Origin of the sequence: Rhizobium sp. R635, assembly GCF_002211285.1 — a bacterium.
Lineage (GTDB): Bacteria > Pseudomonadota > Alphaproteobacteria > Rhizobiales > Rhizobiaceae > Rhizobium.
In genome coordinates, this window is record NZ_LOKX01000001.1 from 492,814 (window position 1) to 509,105 (window position 16,292).

The 16,292-nt window shown below is 61.9% G+C and carries 18 protein-coding genes; 7 read left to right on the top strand and 11 right to left on the bottom strand.

Annotated features, from left to right (window positions below):
* Window positions 1–18: 18 nt before the first annotated feature.
* The 7 genes from ATY78_RS02320 to thrC all read right to left on the bottom strand — a co-directional run bounded on the left by ATY78_RS02320 (window position 19) and on the right by thrC (window position 8,004).
* Complete coding sequence (locus tag ATY78_RS02320) at window positions 19–711, bottom strand: substrate-binding domain-containing protein (protein WP_088680712.1); 693 nt, start codon at window positions 709–711, stop codon at window positions 19–21.
* 77 nt (window positions 712–788) lie between these two features.
* The gene (locus tag ATY78_RS02325; RefSeq protein ID WP_088680713.1) at window positions 789–1,097 is read right to left on the bottom strand and encodes a Dabb family protein; all 309 of its coding nucleotides are present in this window, start codon (window positions 1,095–1,097) and stop codon (window positions 789–791) included.
* A gap of 84 nt (window positions 1,098–1,181) precedes the next feature.
* On the bottom strand, window positions 1,182–1,607 hold the full coding sequence (locus ATY78_RS02330; RefSeq protein WP_088680714.1) for a hypothetical protein: 426 nt from the start codon (window positions 1,605–1,607) through the stop codon (window positions 1,182–1,184).
* A gap of 117 nt (window positions 1,608–1,724) precedes the next feature.
* Window positions 1,725–4,637 (bottom strand): sensor domain-containing phosphodiesterase, encoded by a 2,913-nt coding sequence (locus tag ATY78_RS02335; protein ID WP_088680715.1) that lies wholly within the window; start codon window positions 4,635–4,637, stop codon window positions 1,725–1,727.
* Window positions 4,637–5,248, bottom strand: coding sequence for a GNAT family protein (locus ATY78_RS02340; protein ID WP_088680716.1), 612 nt, complete (start codon window positions 5,246–5,248; stop codon window positions 4,637–4,639). Before ATY78_RS02340 ends, ATY78_RS02335 begins: the two co-directional genes overlap by 1 nt.
* Window positions 5,249–5,277: 29 nt before the next feature.
* Complete coding sequence (locus tag ATY78_RS02345) at window positions 5,278–6,576, bottom strand: pitrilysin family protein (RefSeq protein WP_088680717.1); 1,299 nt, start codon at window positions 6,574–6,576, stop codon at window positions 5,278–5,280.
* 3 nt (window positions 6,577–6,579) lie between these two features.
* Window positions 6,580–8,004, bottom strand: a complete 1,425-nt coding sequence (gene thrC / locus ATY78_RS02350; RefSeq protein ID WP_190237371.1) for a threonine synthase — start codon at window positions 8,002–8,004, stop codon at window positions 6,580–6,582.
* A gap of 261 nt (window positions 8,005–8,265) precedes the next feature.
* Here thrC and ATY78_RS02355 point away from each other — a divergent pair, with 261 nt between their 5' ends.
* The gene (locus ATY78_RS02355; RefSeq protein WP_190237372.1) at window positions 8,266–8,913 is read left to right on the top strand and encodes a hypothetical protein; all 648 of its coding nucleotides are present in this window, start codon (window positions 8,266–8,268) and stop codon (window positions 8,911–8,913) included.
* 59 nt (window positions 8,914–8,972) lie between these two features.
* Here the strand turns inward: ATY78_RS02355 and ATY78_RS02360 are convergent, their stop codons facing one another.
* The 3 genes from ATY78_RS02360 to ATY78_RS02370 all read right to left on the bottom strand — a co-directional run bounded on the left by ATY78_RS02360 (window position 8,973) and on the right by ATY78_RS02370 (window position 11,461).
* Complete coding sequence (locus ATY78_RS02360) at window positions 8,973–10,241, bottom strand: type II toxin-antitoxin system HipA family toxin (protein WP_088680720.1); 1,269 nt, start codon at window positions 10,239–10,241, stop codon at window positions 8,973–8,975.
* Entirely contained in the window at window positions 10,238–10,537 is a 300-nt protein-coding gene (locus ATY78_RS02365; RefSeq protein ID WP_245313471.1) for a helix-turn-helix transcriptional regulator, read from the bottom strand. The genes ATY78_RS02360 and ATY78_RS02365 overlap by 4 nt, the downstream gene beginning before the upstream one ends.
* Window positions 10,538–10,771: 234 nt before the next feature.
* A complete protein-coding gene (locus tag ATY78_RS02370; RefSeq protein ID WP_088680721.1) occupies window positions 10,772–11,461 on the bottom strand; it encodes an HAD family hydrolase in 690 nt (229 codons plus the stop codon).
* Window positions 11,462–11,649: 188 nt separating this feature from the next.
* On the opposite strand from ATY78_RS02370, the gene ATY78_RS02375 reads away from it, so the two are divergent.
* The 3 genes from ATY78_RS02375 (at window position 11,650) to ATY78_RS02385 (ending at window position 13,542) form a co-directional block, all read left to right on the top strand.
* Window positions 11,650–12,318, top strand: a complete 669-nt coding sequence (locus ATY78_RS02375; RefSeq protein WP_088680722.1) for a GntR family transcriptional regulator — start codon at window positions 11,650–11,652, stop codon at window positions 12,316–12,318.
* A 217-nt stretch (window positions 12,319–12,535) separates the two neighbouring features.
* Complete coding sequence (locus ATY78_RS02380) at window positions 12,536–13,120, top strand: biotin transporter BioY (RefSeq protein ID WP_088680843.1); 585 nt, start codon at window positions 12,536–12,538, stop codon at window positions 13,118–13,120.
* Window positions 13,117–13,542 (top strand): DUF1284 domain-containing protein, encoded by a 426-nt coding sequence (locus ATY78_RS02385; RefSeq protein WP_088680723.1) that lies wholly within the window; start codon window positions 13,117–13,119, stop codon window positions 13,540–13,542. Before ATY78_RS02380 ends, ATY78_RS02385 begins: the two co-directional genes overlap by 4 nt.
* Here the strand turns inward: ATY78_RS02385 and ATY78_RS02390 are convergent.
* A complete protein-coding gene (locus ATY78_RS02390) occupies window positions 13,539–14,225 on the bottom strand; it encodes a metalloregulator ArsR/SmtB family transcription factor (RefSeq protein ID WP_088680724.1) in 687 nt (228 codons plus the stop codon). The genes ATY78_RS02385 and ATY78_RS02390 overlap by 4 nt on opposite strands.
* Window positions 14,226–14,295: 70 nt before the next feature.
* Here ATY78_RS02390 and ATY78_RS02395 point away from each other — a divergent pair, with 70 nt between their 5' ends.
* The 3 genes from ATY78_RS02395 (at window position 14,296) to ATY78_RS02405 (ending at window position 16,222) form a co-directional block, all read left to right on the top strand.
* Window positions 14,296–14,625 carry an NIPSNAP family protein gene (locus ATY78_RS02395; protein ID WP_088680725.1) on the top strand — a complete coding sequence of 110 codons (330 nt, stop codon included), beginning with the start codon at window positions 14,296–14,298 and terminating at the stop codon, window positions 14,623–14,625.
* The gene (locus ATY78_RS02400) at window positions 14,622–14,972 is read left to right on the top strand and encodes an antibiotic biosynthesis monooxygenase (protein ID WP_088680726.1); all 351 of its coding nucleotides are present in this window, start codon (window positions 14,622–14,624) and stop codon (window positions 14,970–14,972) included. The genes ATY78_RS02395 and ATY78_RS02400 overlap by 4 nt, the downstream gene beginning before the upstream one ends.
* Before the next feature lie 119 nt (window positions 14,973–15,091).
* Window positions 15,092–16,222, top strand: coding sequence for a site-specific DNA-methyltransferase (locus ATY78_RS02405; protein ID WP_088680727.1), 1,131 nt, complete (start codon window positions 15,092–15,094; stop codon window positions 16,220–16,222).
* Window positions 16,223–16,292: the final 70 nt, after the last annotated feature.

Sequence of the window (16,292 nt, forward strand, 5' to 3'; positions counted from 1 at the left end):
TGCGCTGACGATACGTCTCTAGATGCGCTCGACCCCCTTTGCCGCCAGAGTGTCATCGACGGCAGCCGATGTCAGATACGCCGACAGCTGTGTGGCAGCTTCTGTGTTCCGCGCATGGGCGCTGATGCCGATGGCGAAGTCGATATAGCTTTGGAATTCTGCCGGAAACCGGCCGACGAGTATGACCTCAGGCGCGGCGGCGAGAATCGAAGTTACGGGAACGACTCCCAACTCGGCGTCCCCGCGGGCGACGGCCAGCGGTGTTTGTCCTCCCGGTGCGGCCACGAGTTTGGGCTTCACCTCATCGGCTATTCCCATGCGATCCAGCAGACCGGAAAAGTAGCCGCCGCTGGTTCCGTCACTGGCATAGGCGATCGATCCCGCGCTCTTCAATACATGTGCGAATGCTGCGACGGAGCCGATGTCGAGCGGCTTGCTGCCCGCTTTGGCCGCAACCCCCATGCCTATTCGCCCAAAGGCGGCGTGGCTTCCTGTCTTCACCTTTCCCGAGGCGACCAGGTCCTCAACCATATGCGGATTGATGATGACGAGGTCAAAGGGTTCACCGGCTTCGATCTCGGTCTTGACAGTAGGATTGACCGCCCACTTGGCCGCAACTGAAAATCCCGTGAGCGTTTCGAACTGGGGGATGAGCGCAAGAATGGCGGGCCGGACCGCGATAGCGCCAAATAGTCGGATGTCCTCGGTCATGGCCCAACCCGAAATCGGTCGAAACGATCTTCCTTACGATACGCATCCGGCCCGTATTCTACAACGGCCGACTATTTTCAAAGATTGAGGTCGAAGACCAGGATGCCGGCGAGGCCGCCGTCCGTCGAGGAGACGAGGCGTTCGCCCACGGCGACATGCTCGGGGTGGATGAGATAGTTGTCCCGCGCTTCCGCACTTTCGAAGGTCACGGCAAAACCATCGACGAAGCCTGCGTGCAGCCCTTCGGGCGAAACGTTCGGGCCGTATTTGATATCGAGAATGCCAGGGATGACCTGTTTCAGCGCGACGATCGCGTCGAACAGCGATTGCTTGTCCTCACTCGTCACCGCTGTCTTCAGCCGCAGGAATACGCAGTGCAGGATCATCCGTGGTCCTCCCGATTTTTGCCAGCAGAATAGCGGCGAAAGCTGGGAGGGCAATGAGATTATTTTTCGCGGGAAACCGGAGAGTTACATCTGGTCGGTCGTGGCTGCCGCGCGCTTGTAGATCTTGCGGACGAGGTCGCCGGAAAGCGCGCGGGCTTGGTCTTTCTGGACAGGCGTCATCGGCCGGCAGGTGTTGCGCAGGTTGGAAGCGTCGAGCACGGTAGCGGCGCCGGAATTGGCGATGACGAGATGCCAGCTGCAGGACGCAACTCTGTCGATGGTCACGGCACCATGGCAGCCGGAAGAAAAGCATAAGGCCACGATCACCTGCGCCCCGTGGTCGCCCTTTTGCGCGCGCTCCAGGGCCGTCCTGAAATCCTTGGTCCACCTCTCGCAGTGGGCCTGCATCGGCCCCGGCTGGCAGCTTTTCGCGACAGGATCAATGTCCTCCGCCTGGAGTGGCGAGACGCAAAGAACGCTCATGGAAAGGGCGAGCAGAAGCTTGAGCATGGAATCTTCCTGTTGGGACGAATGAAAAGCGCAGATCACCGTCTGGCGGTCAATGGCCATTAATGGGGAGGAGGGCGCGCCGGGCCGCGCCGAAACCAAGTGAAGCCGCCGCTCCGGTCAGGCCCGCTTCGTCAGCGGAAATCGCTCCCGGAGCAGCCGCAGGACCGCTTCCGAATTCGCCGGCTGCCCCAAATGATAGCTCTGCCCGTAATTGCAGCCCATCTTGGCGAGTTCGATCGCGTCCTCGTCGGATTCGATCCCCTCCGCCACCACCTTCATCTCAAGCTCGCGCGCCATTGATATGACCGATCTGAGCACGGTCGCCTTCTTATCGTTGCTGCCGCGCACGAGCGCCTTGTCGAGCTTGATCGTGTCGAAGGGAAAGCGCGTGAGATAGGCGAGTGACGAATAGCCGGTGCCGAAATCGTCGAGCGCCAGGCCGATGCCGGCTTCCTTCAGCTTCTGCAGCACGAGCCGCGCCTGCTCCGGATTTTCCATCACCATGGATTCCGTCAGTTCGAGCTTGAGACGCGAGGGTTCGCAATGTGTCTTGGCGAGAACCGAGCGCACGTCGTCATAGAGCTCGTTGTTCAGCAACTGTACGCTCGACAGATTGATCGAGACGAAGATCGGCAGCTCGCCGGTCTGCTGTTGCCAGCTCATCAGATCGTTGGTCGCCTGCTCCAGCGCGAATATGCCGAGCGCCCCGATGATGTCGGAAGCCTCGGCGATCGGAATGAATTCGGACGGCAGGATATTACCGCGCTTGGGATGTTCCCAGCGCATCAGCGCTTCGAAACCGGCGAGCTCGGCATCCTCCAGCCGCGCGATCGGCTGGTAGACCATCGACAATTCCTTGCGCTCGATGGCGCGGCGCAGGTCCGTTTCGAGCTGCAGGCGGTCGGTGCCGAAATCGCGGAAGGCAGGCTGGAACGGCTCGACGCGGTTGCCGCCGGCCCGTTTTGCCCGGTACATGGCAAGCTCGGCATCGCTGAGCAGGCCGCTGGCGCTCTCCTGCCGGTCCACCCAGGAGGCCAACCCGATCGAGGCCGTCAGGATGATCTCACGATTGGAGAAATTGATCGGCACCATGATCGCCTTGCTGATCGCGTCGGCGAAATCGGCGACCTTGGTCGGATTGTGCTCGGAAACGAGAATGAGGCCGAACTGGTCGCCGGCAAGCCGCGCCAGCGTGTCCTGCGGCTTCAAGAGCCGGCGCAGGCGCCGCGTCAGCGCGATGAGGATATTGTCGCCGGCGGCGACGCCGAGCGAATCGTTGACCAGCTTGTAGCGGTCGATATCGATCACCATCACCGTCGGCCGCAGCGTTTCCCCGCCCGGCGCGAGCGCCAGCACCGATTGCAGGCGATCGAGGAAAACCTGCCGGTTCGGCAGGCCGGTGAGATTGTCGTGCAGCGCATCGTGCAGCAGCCGCTCGACGGAGTTCTTCTGCTCGGTCACATCGACGATCGTGCCGACGCAGCGGATGATTTCGCCGTTCGAGCCGAGCACCGGCCGGGCGCGGATCAGCAGCCAGTGGAAATGGCCATCCTCGGCACGGATGCGGAACTCGTGGTTCAGCCGCCCGCGCCGGTGTTCGAGCAGTACGTCGAGTGTCGCGCGGAAGCGGTCGCGGTCGTCGGGGTGCAGCCGCGGCAGCCAGTTGCGCGCCGCCCCATGCATGGTGCCGGGGGAAAGACCGAGCTTGATCGAGACGTCGGGAATGGTGACGACGCGGTCGCGCGCCACATCCCAATCCCACACCATGTCGCCGGAGCCGGTGAGTGCCAGCGACTGCCGTTCGAGATCGGAAAACAGCCCCTGCTGGAAGGCGCCGCCGGCAAAAGCGTGCTGCATGACGGTGAAGCCGATCAAAAGCACGATGAGGACGAGGCCGCCGCCGAGCGCCGGCTGGATGATGTCGTTGTCAAGCCGGCCGGTCACCGTCAGCCACGCGCCGAACAGCCAGACGAGCGTCAGCGCCCATGCGGGCACGAGCAGAATGGCGCGGTCATAGCGGTTGAAGCCGAGATAGATGATCAGCAGCAGGCCGGTCGCCGCCGTCAGCGCGAAGGAAAGCCTGGCGATACCGGCTGCGATCGACGGATCGTAGATCGCCACGCCGAAGAGCAGGGCAAGACCGAGCACCCAGGCAAGTGTGGCGTAACCCAGATGCGCATGCCAGCGGTTGAGGTTCAGATAGGTGAACAGGAAGATGACGAAACTCGAAGCCAGCGCCACCTCCGCGCAGGCGCGCCATATTCGCTGGTCGGCCGAAGCGACGCTGATCAGCTTGCCGAGAAAGCCGAAGTCGACGCAGATATAGCCGAGCACCGCCCAGGCAAGTGCTGCCGTTGCCGGCAGCATCGAGGTGCCCTTGACGACGAAGAGGATGGTCAGGAACACGGCGAGCAGGCCGGCAATGCCGAGCACGATGCCGCGATAGAGCGTAAAGGCGTTGATCGTATCCTTGTAGGCGTTCGGCTCCCAGAGATAGATCTGCGGCAGTTCCGGCGTCGACAGCTCGGCGACGAAGGTGATGACGGCGCCGGGGTTGAGCGTGATGCGGAAGACGTCGGCCTCGTCGCTCGGCTGCCGGTCGAGCGCGAAACCTTCGCTCGGCGTGATCGCCATGATGCGCTGCGAACCGAGATCCGGCCAGAAGAGCTTGGAATTGACGAGACGGAAGTGCGGCGCGACGATCACGCGCTCGAGCTGTTCCTCCGAGACATTGGCAAGCGCGAAGACCGCCCAGTCGCCCTGATGGTTCTCCGAGCTTGCCCGGACCTCGATGCGCCGGCGGATGCCGTCGGCGCCGGCAGCCGTCGAAACCTGAAAGGCCTCGCCCTGATTGGCATAGATCTCGGTCGTCGCAGTCAGGTCGAGTGCGGTATCGTCACGGGAAATCTTTACCGGTTCGGCCGCCTGGGCAACGCCCGCCGCAAAGGCGAAGGCCGCCACGAAAAGGGCTGCGATCACCGCGATCACTCGTCCGGACGGTGACTTGGGCAGCATGCGGTCTCTGGTCATCAGCTGTCGGTTTTCCTGCCTTTATCCGTATCGGTGGCGAGACGTGAAAACATCACATGGTCGTGCCACTGACCGTTGATCTTCAAATATCCGCGCAGATAGCCTTCCTGCTGAAACCCGGCTTTTTCAAGCAGGCGGATACTGCGCGCGTTATCTGGAATACAGGCTGCTTCGATACGGTGCAACTCAAGCCCGGTGAAGATGTAAGGAATAACCATTTGAAGGGCTGCGAACATGTGCCCCTGGCCGGCATGTCGCTCGCCCATCCAGTAGCCGATCATGCAGCTTTGGGCCGCACCACGCCTGATGTAGCCGATGGTGATGCCGCCGACGAGCGTCATATTGTCCTTGAGGAAGATGAACAGCGGGATCGCCTGGCCGGAGGCATATTCCTGCTTTCCGCGGATGACGCGGGCGCGGTAGGCGCCTTCCGTCAACTCGTCGCGTCGCCATGTCGGCTCCCAGGGTTCCAGGAACTTGCGGCTCTCGGCGCGCAGCCGGTGCCACTGATTGAAATCCTGGTAGCGCGGCAGGCGCAGCAGATACCGGTCGTTCTCCAGCTCCACCGCTTCCGGCTGCCGCGACAGGAACCGAAAAACCGATTTTGGCATCGATCACTCCCGGCAGAACGGACGGCGGCTCAGAGGCTTGCCTGCATCGTCTTCGGCGCCGGGACCGAAAGCGATGCTTTGATGTCTTCCATCGGCGCGAGCTGTTCCAGCGGCCCGATCGCCGAGAGCGTCGGCACCGTGTCGTAGAACAGGCGGCCGGCGAGATCGGTCAGCCGCTCGATGGTGATGCCTTCCAGCCGTTCCATCATCTCCGGATTGGAGATCGGCCGGCCGTAGAGCATCATCTGCCGGGCGATCTGGCCGGCGCGGGCGGCCGGGCTTTCCTGGCCCATCAGCAGCTGGGCGCGAATCTGGGCGCGGGCGCGCTCGATTTCCTTCTGATGGATCTGATCGGCTGACTTGTGCAGCTCATCGATGATGACGGGCACCAGCTCCGGCAGGTTTTCGCCGCCGGTCGCGGCATGGATGCCGAAGATGCCGGTGTCGGAAAAGCCCCAGTGGAACGCATAGACGGAATAACAGAGGCCGCGGAACTCACGCACCTCCTGGAAGAGCCTGGAAGACATGCCGCCGCCGAGGATGTTGGCGAGGATCTGAGAGCAGTAGAAATCGCGGGCGTGATAAGGCTTGCCCTCGAAGCCGAGCAGGATCTGCGCGTCCATCAGGTCGCGCGGCTCGCGCACGCTGCCGCCGATATAACGCGCCGCTTCCATGACGGGCGGAGCTAACGGCTCGGTCGGCAGGCTGGCGAACCGGTCTTCGACGAGGCGGAGGAATTCCTCATGCTCGACGGCGCCGGTCGCGACCACGAACATGCGGTCGGTCGTATAGTTGCGGCCGAGATAGGTGCGGATCTGCTGCGGCGTGAAGGAGACGACGGTCTCCGGCGTGCCGAGAATCGGCCGGCCGAGCGTCTGGTCGCGGTAGGCGACCTCGGAGAAGCGATCGAACACCACGTCGTCGGGCGTGTCGTTGGCGGCGTTGATCTCCTGCAGGATCACCTGCTTCTCGCGCTCCAGTTCTTCCTCCTCGAAAGCCGATTCCGTCAGGATGTCGGCGAGGATGTCGACGGCGAGCGGCACGTGGTCCTTGAGGACGCGCGCGTAATAGGAAGTCGTTTCGGTCGATGTCGCGGCATTGACTTCGCCACCCACGTCCTCGATTTCCTCGGCGATCTGGCGGGCCGTGCGCCGCGCCGTACCTTTGAAGGCCATATGTTCGAGCAGGTGGGCGATGCCGTGCTCGTCATGCGTCTCGTTACGCGATCCTGATTTGATCCAGACTCCGAGCGCGACGCTTTCAAGGTGCGGCATGGTCTCGGTGACTACTGTCAGCCCGGATTTCAGCCGGGTGCACTCAACTGTCATTGGCTATCTTTCTGCGCCTGCCTTCGTCTCGCCGCGGGCGTGCTGGCCGATAAAGGTTTCTACGGCTTTCAGCTCCGGCTTGATGATCTGGAAACGCTCCTCCCTATGCATCAGACCAGCAAGCCACGTCGGAAGCGCCGGGTCAATACCGGAGGCGGATTTTACGGCGACGGGGAATTTCGCCGGATGCGCGGTCGAAAGCGTCACCATCGGCGTATTCGGCTTTTCTTTCTTGGCCGCGACGAAAACGCCGATGGCCGAATGCGGATCGAGGAGATAGCCGGTCTCGGCATGGGTCTTGCGGATCGTTTCGGCCACCTGCTTTTCGCTGGCGCGCCCGGCGCGGAAGTCGCGGCGGATGGCTTTCAGCGCCTCGGGGGCGATCTCGAAGCCGCCCGATTGCTTGAGGCTCTCCATCGCCGCGCGCACCTTCGAGGCGTCGCGGTCATAGGCTTCGAAAAGCAGCCGTTCGAAGTTGGACGAAATCTGGATGTCCATCGAGGGCGACGTCGTCGCCTTGACCGCCTTCATGTCGTAGCGGCCGGTCTTCAGCGTCCGCGTCAGGATGTCGTTCTCGTTGGTGGCGATGACGAGCCGGTCGATCGGCAGGCCCATGCGCTTGGCGCAGTAACCGGCGAAGATGTCGCCGAAGTTGCCTGTGGGCACCGTGAACGAGATCTTCCGGTCCGGTCCGCCGAGCGCTACCGCCGTTGTGAAATAATAGACGATCTGGGCCATGATGCGCGCCCAGTTGATCGAGTTGACGCCGGAGAGACGGACCTTGTCGCGGAAGGTCGCGTCGTTGAACATCGCCTTCACCAGGTTCTGGCAATCGTCGAAATTGCCCTCGACGGCAAGCGCATGCACATTCGAGGACGTCGAGGTCGTCATCTGCCGCTGCTGCACCGGCGAGACCTTGCCGTGCGGGAAGAGGATGAAGATGTCGGTGCGCTCGCGTCCGGCGAATGCGTCGATGGCCGCGCCCCCGGTGTCGCCCGAGGTTGCGCCGACGATCGTCGCCCGCTCGCCGCGCTTTTCCAAAGCATAATCCATCAGCCGCGCGAGCAGCTGCATCGCCACGTCCTTGAAGGCGAGCGTCGTGCCGTGGAAGAGTTCCATGACGAAGCTGTTCGGCCCGGTCTGGACGAGCGGCGCGATCGCCGGATGGCGGAAGGTGCCGTAGGCCTCGTCGATCATTGCCCGGAAGGTTTCATCGGGGATTTCGCCATTGGTGAAGGGCGAAAGGATGGTGAAGGCGATCTCCTGATAGGTCTTCCCCCGCAGGACGCGGATTTCCTTCTTGGAGAAGCTCGGCCATTTGCGTGGAACATAGAGCCCGCCGTCGCGCGCCAGCCCTGTCAGCAGGGCGTCGCAAAAGCCGAGGGAAGGGGCCTCGCCGCGGGTCGAGATATAGTCCACGTTTGTTATCCTTGATCTATCGCTGGAAGAAATTCGGCCGGGAGCGACCATGGCCGGGGTCTACAGGAAATCGGGAAGGGGCCGCCTTCGAGACGCACGTCGCAGGTATGTTGTTGAAGTTGCCCGCGGCCGGCGTCGAAAAGTGCATCAAAACGGTGCTTACCCAATCGATTTTTCTTTGCGCCGCTGATATAGACCATCGCAAACTGTCATGAAAGGCCCTGCGAAAAAGACATGGGGCCTCCAAGAAACCAGTGCAAAGGGTGGAATATCGTGCTTGGCAAGGTCTCGCGTCTCATCGTCTCCGCTTCTTTTCTTGCCCTGCTCGCTGGTTGCAACTCGCTCGGCATAGGCGGGGACAGCAAGCCGGAACCGGCGCCGGCCCAGCCGAACGGCAACGCCCAGATCATGCCGTTGGCGCCGGCCAACCCGTCGTCGAACAATCCTTCGATCGGTACGGCCACCACGGCGCAAGGCGCGACTGCCCCGGTCGTCCAGGGCGCCTGCCCGCAGATCTTCATGCGTGACCAGGATGCCATCTTCCGCACCTATGCCAAGGGCAAGAAGGATGATCCGCAGCAGATCGTCTTCCAGGCCTCCTTCGGCGATTACACGCGCCAATGCATGCTGAACGACACGAACCTGACGATGACTGTCGTCGCTCAGCTTCGCCTCATCACCGGCCCGGCCGGCGCGCCTGGCCCGGTGACGCTGCCGGTCCGCATCTCCGTCGTCGACGGCGACACGGTGCTCTATTCCGAAGTCACCAAGTTCCCGACCGAGATCCCGCAGGGCTCGCCGGGCACGCAGGTCATCTTCCGCAAGGACGGCATCAAGCTGCCGGTCGGCTCCGGCGCGCTGGTGCGCGTCAACATCGGCTTCGACACGCAGCCGGCCAAGAGCAAGAAGAGCAGCTAAACCTCCAGCAAGCTTCGCTGTTGGATAGTGCCGGCCACCTGCGCTTTGACGCGGGAGGTTCACTGTGATGCAGTGCCTGGGCGCCCCTGGTTCAGCCTCCGGTCGAGTTCGTTTGTGCGGGATTTGGACAGCCCTGCTTTCTCAGCAAAGAGTGGCCACTGCTCGATCGATGTCCGAACCTCATCGATGATATCCTTAGCGTCCGGATCAGGGATCGACGCCTCCCTGGAGATGGTCAGCAGGTGCTGCATGCCGGGCTCTCTTCCTTCGCCTGCCACATCTGCGCTGTGTTCCCCTCCCGGCCCGGAAGAGAAGGTAAGGTCGTAAGCGGGAGAAAGCGTCCATCGCCCATCTCCCGTCATGAGGAAGGCGTGGTTCTTCGCATGGTCGTCTCGGTTGCGAGAATAGACGTTGAAGACCATGCGCCGAAACATCCTGAGAACTTCGGAACTGTCACGGGTCATCATGAGCGTCAGCTTGTGGAGCTGTCCGTAGTTCAACGACGCCTCGCGATGGCTGGCATTGAGGATGCCGCTGGCAGTATGCATATGCAGCCGGCCGGCCGGCGTTCGGTCAAATCGCTTGGTGGCGAAGAGACGGTTTCCCTTCTTTGTGTCGAATAGCCGTGTCTCGGCCATATCCAATCCTGCGGCGCGCGCCATCAGGGCATAGGCCTGCTCCTCGGCCCCTATGTCGACGGGGTCGCCAAGTCCGCGCGCCTTTATCATCCACTGCTCGAAACCAGGCTCCATGGCCTGGCCATAGTCCAGAACGAATGTATTTTGGGCCTTGCTGAAGCCGATCATGATTTTGGGACGCGCGCCCGCAGAGCCGCCCTGTGCGCCTTGCAGGGTGTCGATGTCGGCGATATCCATCTCGGATTTGACCAGATCGACCTGCTCGACGAACCAATCCAAATCGATGTCGCCGGCAAGCTTCGTTTCATCGTTGGTGAGTTCCGGAATATAGGCCAGCGCGCCCATTCCCGTCTTCCCGATCGCAGAAAGGCGATCCAGCGGAGTGAGGAGATTGTGGTCTATGCCCGCCCGTTGAAGACGGCGGTCAAGCAGGAGCCGCCCCCATCCGTCGGGCAGGCTGTCGTTGAACAAACCATGGAGCCCATCGAACGGATCGCGCGGCGCTGCAATCAGGCCAGGATTTGTTTTGACGTTGAAGGGGGACATCGGCAGGGGCGCGACGATGAATTCCGCCGAGTACTCGAAATAGGCCCGACGTTCGTCGCTGCTCCATGCAAGGGTTCCCAGATTTCTCGGCTTTCCCTCGAGATCGAGAACGACGCTCATTTTTCGGACCGGCTTGAATTTCATTTCTTGCGCACCCTCTGCCGGACGGGTCGGCCAACGACATCGTCGATCGTCTTGGGTGGACGAGGCGGAAACAAGTGTCCGAACTCGGCTTCCGCTTCCAGAACGAATGCAATCTTCACAAGAGCTTCCAGGGAAATCTTTCCCGTCTCTTCGAACAATCGTAGAGATCCATAGGAAACGCCAGCCTTTGCGGCCAGATCTCTTTGAGTGAGGCCGGCATCGATGCGGCGTCGCTTCATTTTTTCCGACAGGTCGCTGATCACCTCGGCGGGAGATGTCATACTAAATGCGAACATGGTAGCATTTATCTCGATGTTTGAGCTTAATTGCTAATATAATGGCAATTATACGAGATTTCAATGAGGGAATCAGGTGGCTCGAAACCGAGCAGCGGCTCCGGACGGGAATGCGCCAAATCAATTCATAGGAATTGCGTGAAATCAAACAGATGACGTATTTTGCCGACGTCAGGAGACCGGAAGTACGTCACGCATGGCCCGCGACGGCGGGGGCTCAGGCTGTAAGGCGCGTCAGAGCACGCCTTCCCAGGCCGCGAGGGCGGCAACGACGCCCGGCAGGTCGTTCATGCGGGAAATCACCGTCTCGGCGCCGGCATCGGTCAATTTGTCGGCATGGGCGGGATAGCTGTGCGAGGCGCCGGTGAAGCCGATGACGCGCATGCCGGCGGCGCGCGCCGCATGTACGCCGTGCACGGAATCTTCGACCACGACGGTCTTGTCGGGCGAAACTCCCATATGGCTTGCGCCATGCAGGAAGATGTCGGGTTTCGGCTTGACGCGATCGGGGCCGAGATCCTTGGCGGAGAAAATATTGGGCGCAAACAGCGCCTTGAGGCCCACCTTGGTCAGCATCATATCGAGCCGTTTCGTGCTCGAATTCGAGCAGATGCAGCGCTTCATCGGCAGCCGAGAGATGGCGAATTCGACGCCGGGTATGGCCTTGACGTCATGCGCCAGCCTGGCATCCAGCAGTTTTTCCGACTTGTCCAGCAGCGAGGCCGAAAGCGGGATGCTTGCCTCGCGCTCGATCTGGAGCAGGATGTTGTGCCATGTCATGCCGGCGAAGCGCTCGCCCATTTCTTCGGCGCCGATCGGATAGCCGGCCTCCGTCAGAAGTTCGGATTCGACTTCCGCCGCGATGATTTCCGAATCGACCAGAACGCCGTCACAGTCGAAGATGATGAGGTCGAAACCGTTCATATGTTCACGCCTTGCTGGAAGTCTGGGCCTTGTCCGGGAATGCTGCGGCTTTACACGATGGCCGCCCAAAGCTCAACCTGATCTCCGGCATGGCTGGGATGCGGCAGGCGATCGGCTCCGTCGCCGCTGCAGAATTGGACCGCCATTCCGGCCTCGACAAGCAGCGACCCGCTCGCTACTGAACGTGCATGGCTAGGGAACCGGAAGATACAATCGCAAGCCGCATCAGCCGGGTGCTCGCGGAGCGCATCGTGCGCGGCGAGCTGCCGCCGGGCGCACGTCTGCGGCAGGATCATATCGCCGAGGAGTTCCAGACCAGTCACGTGCCGGTACGGGAAGCCTTCCGCCGGCTGGAGGCGCAGGGGCTGGCGATCAGCGAGCCGCGTCGCGGCGTGCGCGTTGCCTCCTTCGATCTCGCCGAAGTGCGCGAAGTCGCCGAAATGCGCGCCGCTCTCGAAGTGCTGGCGTTGAAGCACGCCGCCCGGCACATGACCCCCGCCATCCTCGATGCCGCAGAAGCGGCGACGCGCGACGGCGATGCCGCCGCCGACGTCCATGCCTGGGAAGAAGCCAACCGCCGCTTCCATCGGCTGATCCTTTCCCCTTGCGCCATGCCGCGCCTGCTCGCCGCCATCGACGACCTGCATGCGGCGAGCGCCCGTTTCCTCTTTTCCGCCTGGCGTTCAGGCTGGGAGAGGCGGACGGACCACGACCATCGTGCCATCCTCGCCGCCCTTCGCCAGGGCAAGGCGGAAGAGGCTGCCGCCATCCTGCAGAAACACGTGCAATGGATCGGCCAGGCTCCGCGTGCCGCTCAAAAGGGCGGTGACGGAGAAGCCTTCGCTATCGTCGGCTGAATTTCAAAAATTATAGATAATTTTTGAAGATAAAAATATAGAATGTAAAACAATGCTTTAAAGGCAAGTTATGCCCACGGACTCAGGCTGGTTGATGTCGATTTGGTGTCAAAATTGCTGAGGGCCTGCCTCTCTGGCTTGCGCCTGCGAAGAATCTTTCCCATAAAATAGATGATATGAAAAATTATCTATAATTTGAGAGGAAAGCCTCATGTCCATGTCTGAACCTTCCCACAGCCTCATCTTCGACCCTCTCCGTCTTTCCAGTCGGTCGCTGCCGATGAAGGCGGCTTTCGTCCTTTCAGGCACGTTCGTGCTGGCGCTCGCCTCGCAGATCGCCGTGCCGATGGTACCGGTTCCCATCACCATGCAGACCTTCGCCGTCACCATGATCGGCGCGCTTTACGGCTGGCGTTTGGGCGCGCTGACCGTGCTCGCCTGGCTCGGCGAAGCCATGTTCGGTTTGCCCGTTCTCGCCAACGGCAGCGGCGGCCTGGCGCCCTTCGCCGGTCCGACTGCGGGCTACCTTGCCTCCTTCCCGGTCATCGCCGCTCTCGTCGGCTGGCTTTCCGAGCGCGGCTGGACAGGAGACCGGGTGGTGGCGAGCTTCCTGGCGCATTTTTCAGCCAATCTTCTTTGCCTTGCCATGGGCGGCCTCTACCTTGCCTCTCTGCTCGGCACGGAAAAGGCATGGGCTCTCGGCGTCGCTCCCTTCATCCTCGGCGCCGTGCTGAAATCCGCTCTCGCCGCCGCAGTGCTGAAGGGCATACGCATCTATGGCGGCCGGACGCGGCTCGATTGACCGTCCGGCTTCGCGCCCACCATCTGCTCTGCATGCTGACCTTTGTCGGTGAAGGCTATACACCTGCCTTCATCGCCAATTACCATCGCATCGCCGCGCGTCTTTCGGCCGGAGAGGAGATCGAAATCGTCTCCGGCCCCGACGATATCTGCGCGCCGCTTCTGGAAGATCCGTCGGCCCATTGTCGCAGTCCCGGTCCCGCACGCCGGGATGAGGCTGCGGCCGAAGCCATCGGCCGCCTGCTTCGCATCGTCATAGGGCAGGGGACGCGGATTTCGCCTGACGGAAAACTTCTGCGCCGCCTTCGCCTGCGCTTCGCCATGGAAGACATCCGCGGCGCCTGCGAAGGCTGTGAATGGAGCGAGTTTTGCAGCGACGTCGCCGGAAGCGGCTTCCGAGACGTGCTCGTTGCGCCTTGTTAGCTTTCCAGCGGAAATAGCCTCAAAAACTGCCTGTCGCCTTCCGGGGAGAAGATGATGGAGCGGCTTTCGGCCGTCCGCCGCGCCCAGCCTTTGTCGAGGAAGCTTGAAAGCAAGGCCTTGCCGAGGCTGCCGGCAAGATGTGCCCGCCTTTCGCTCCAGTCGAGGCAGGAGCGGCAGAGCGGCCGCCGCGACGATTTGAGCGCGCCGACGTCAAAGCCGATGCATTTGAGGTCGCTTTCGCCCTTTTCCGTCAGCGCGAGGCCCTCTCCGATAGCGTCGATCGATCCGGAGGAAATGAGGCTGTCGAGCATGCGCACGCCGTAATCGCCGGCAAGATGATCGTAGCAGATGCGCGCCTTGCGCAGCACCGGCTCCTTCGGTCCCGGCCGGTGACGCAGATGGCCGCGTCCGGCCGCAAAGCCCATCATGCTTTCGATCAGCCGCGCGGCCGCCTCGTCGGCAAGCGTGAAATACCGATGCCGCCCTTGTTTGCGCTGGGAAAGCAGCCCGCCGGCTTCGAGCTTGGCAAGATGCGTGCTCGCCGTCTGCACGGTGATGCCGCCGACGCCGGCAAGCTCGGTCGCCGTCAGCGCCCGGCCGCCGGTCAGCGCCGCCAGCATGTTGGCGCGGGCGGGATCGCCGATGAGCGCGCCGATCTGCGCAATGTCAGGTCCTTCTTTCATACTTCGATCGTAACCGAAGCATCGCCGTCAGGCAATGTGCGAAAACGGATGGAGCGCAAAGGAGAAACCGATGATCACCTGCTTCATCCGATATGAGATCGATCCCTTCAAGAAGGAGGCCTTCGCTGAATATGCCCGCAACTGGGGCCAGGCGATCCCTCGCAACGGCGCCGACCTGATCGGCTATTTCGGCCCGCATGAGGGATCGGCAACGACGGCCTACGGCGTCTACAACATCGAAAGCCTCGCAGCCTACGAAGCCTATCGCGCCAGGCTGGCCGCCGACCCTCTCGGCCGCGAGAATTACGAATTTTCCAGACGCGAGCGCTTCATCCTGAAGGAGGACCGCATCTTCCTGAAGAACGTCTCCGCTCCTCACGCCAAGCTGGTGCTGCCATGATCGCCGTCATCTTCGAAGTCGTGCCCTATATGGGCGAACGCCACAAATATCTGGATCTGGCGGGCGAACTGCGCGCCGAGCTCGAAAAGATCGACGGCTTCATCTCGATCGAGCGTTTCGAGAGCCTGACGAACCGCGGCAAGCTGCTGTCGCTCTCCTTCTTCCGCGACGAGGAGGCGGTCAAGGAATGGCGCAACCGTGAAGCCCATCGGGCCGCCCAGCAGGCCGGCCGCGGCGGCATCTTCGCCGATTACCGGCTGCGGATTGCCAATGTCATGCGCGATTACGGCATGTTCGAACGCGACGAGGCGCCGGCCGACAGCCGCAAGGTTCACGATGCGGCGTGAGGATGGGAGGGTGGCCACCACAATAAAATCCCGAAATCGGCCACTGCTTCAGGCTTTGGTAACTAAGTTGCGTAACCATAATGGAGAGTTAAGCGTAGAGCGTATGAGTGAGTATCAGAATGGCATCAGTTTTTCCGCTTGCCGACCTCAAGGCTTCCGTCAAGGCGGACTCCTGGGTTGACACGATCATCAAGGGCGACTGCGTCAGCGCCCTTGAAGCCTTGCCCAACCACTCCGTCGACGTGATCTTCGCCGATCCGCCTTATAATCTCCAGCTCGGGGGAACGCTGCGTCGTCCCGACCAGTCGCTGGTCGATGCGGTCGATGACGAATGGGATCAGTTCGCCTCCTTCGAAGCCTATGACGCCTTCACCCGCGCCTGGCTGCTGGCCTGCCGCCGCGTTCTGAAGCCGACTGGCTCGATCTGGGTGATCGGCTCCTATCATAATATCTTCCGTGTCGGCGCCACGCTGCAGGATCTGAATTTCTGGATCTTGAACGACATCATCTGGCGCAAGACCAACCCGATGCCGAATTTCAAGGGCCGCCGTTTCCAGAACGCCCACGAGACGATGATCTGGGCAAGCCCGAATGCCAAGGCCAAGGGCTATACCTTCAACTACGATGCGATGAAGGCTGCCAATGACGATGTGCAGATGCGCTCCGACTGGCTCTTCCCGATCTGCAACGGTACGGAGCGTCTGAAGGGCGAGGACGGCAAGAAGGTGCATCCGACGCAGAAGCCGGAAGCGCTGCTTGCCCGCGTCATCATGGCCTCGACCAAGCCGGGCGATATCGTGCTCGATCCCTTCTTCGGCTCGGGAACGACGGGCGCCGTCGCCAAACGCCTCGGCCGCCACTTCGTCGGCATCGAGCGCGAGCAGGATTATATCGATGCGGCCTCCGCCCGCATCGCCGCCGTCGAGCCGCTCGGCAAGGCGGAACTGACCGTCATGACCGGCAAGAAGGCCGAGGTCCGCGTTGCCTTCAACGTGCTTGTCGAAAGCGGGCTGATCAAGCCCGGCCAGGTGCTGACCGATGCGAAGCGCCGCTACAGCGCCATCGTCCGCGCCGACGGCACCGTGGCCTCCGGCGGCGAGGCCGGCTCCATTCATCGTCTCGGCGCCAAGGTGCAGGGTCTCGATGCTTGCAACGGATGGACCTTCTGGCATTTCGAAGACGGGCAGTCCCTGCGCCCGATCGACGATCTCAGGTCCGTCATCCGCAGTGATCTGGCAAAGGTGGATTGAGCAGCGCCTTCGCGGGATCGAGATACCTTCTTCCGGTTTCCTCCAGTTGCGGGAGAAGGCCAAGGCGCCC

Excerpts from the sequence above, each read along its gene's own strand:
- ATY78_RS02320 (WP_088680712.1), bottom strand. The coding sequence starts at position 711 with ATGACCGAGGACATCCGACTATTTGGCGCTATCGCGGTCCGGCCCGCC.
- ATY78_RS02325 (WP_088680713.1), bottom strand. The coding sequence starts at position 1,097 with ATGATCCTGCACTGCGTATTCCTGCGGCTGAAGACAGCGGTGACGAGT.
- ATY78_RS02330 (WP_088680714.1), bottom strand. The coding sequence starts at position 1,607 with ATGCTCAAGCTTCTGCTCGCCCTTTCCATGAGCGTTCTTTGCGTCTCG.
- ATY78_RS02335 (WP_088680715.1), bottom strand. The coding sequence starts at position 4,637 with ATGACCAGAGACCGCATGCTGCCCAAGTCACCGTCCGGACGAGTGATC.
- ATY78_RS02340 (WP_088680716.1), bottom strand. The coding sequence starts at position 5,248 with ATGCCAAAATCGGTTTTTCGGTTCCTGTCGCGGCAGCCGGAAGCGGTG.
- ATY78_RS02345 (WP_088680717.1), bottom strand. The coding sequence starts at position 6,576 with ATGACAGTTGAGTGCACCCGGCTGAAATCCGGGCTGACAGTAGTCACC.
- ATY78_RS02360 (WP_088680720.1), bottom strand. The coding sequence starts at position 10,241 with ATGAAATTCAAGCCGGTCCGAAAAATGAGCGTCGTTCTCGATCTCGAG.
- ATY78_RS02365 (WP_245313471.1), bottom strand. The coding sequence starts at position 10,537 with ATGTTCGCATTTAGTATGACATCTCCCGCCGAGGTGATCAGCGACCTG.
- ATY78_RS02370 (WP_088680721.1), bottom strand. The coding sequence starts at position 11,461 with ATGAACGGTTTCGACCTCATCATCTTCGACTGTGACGGCGTTCTGGTC.
- ATY78_RS02375 (WP_088680722.1), top strand. The coding sequence starts at position 11,650 with ATGGCTAGGGAACCGGAAGATACAATCGCAAGCCGCATCAGCCGGGTG.
- ATY78_RS02380 (WP_088680843.1), top strand. The coding sequence starts at position 12,536 with ATGTCTGAACCTTCCCACAGCCTCATCTTCGACCCTCTCCGTCTTTCC.
- ATY78_RS02390 (WP_088680724.1), bottom strand. The coding sequence starts at position 14,225 with ATGAAAGAAGGACCTGACATTGCGCAGATCGGCGCGCTCATCGGCGAT.
- ATY78_RS02395 (WP_088680725.1), top strand. The coding sequence starts at position 14,296 with ATGATCACCTGCTTCATCCGATATGAGATCGATCCCTTCAAGAAGGAG.
- ATY78_RS02400 (WP_088680726.1), top strand. The coding sequence starts at position 14,622 with ATGATCGCCGTCATCTTCGAAGTCGTGCCCTATATGGGCGAACGCCAC.
- ATY78_RS02405 (WP_088680727.1), top strand. The coding sequence starts at position 15,092 with ATGGCATCAGTTTTTCCGCTTGCCGACCTCAAGGCTTCCGTCAAGGCG.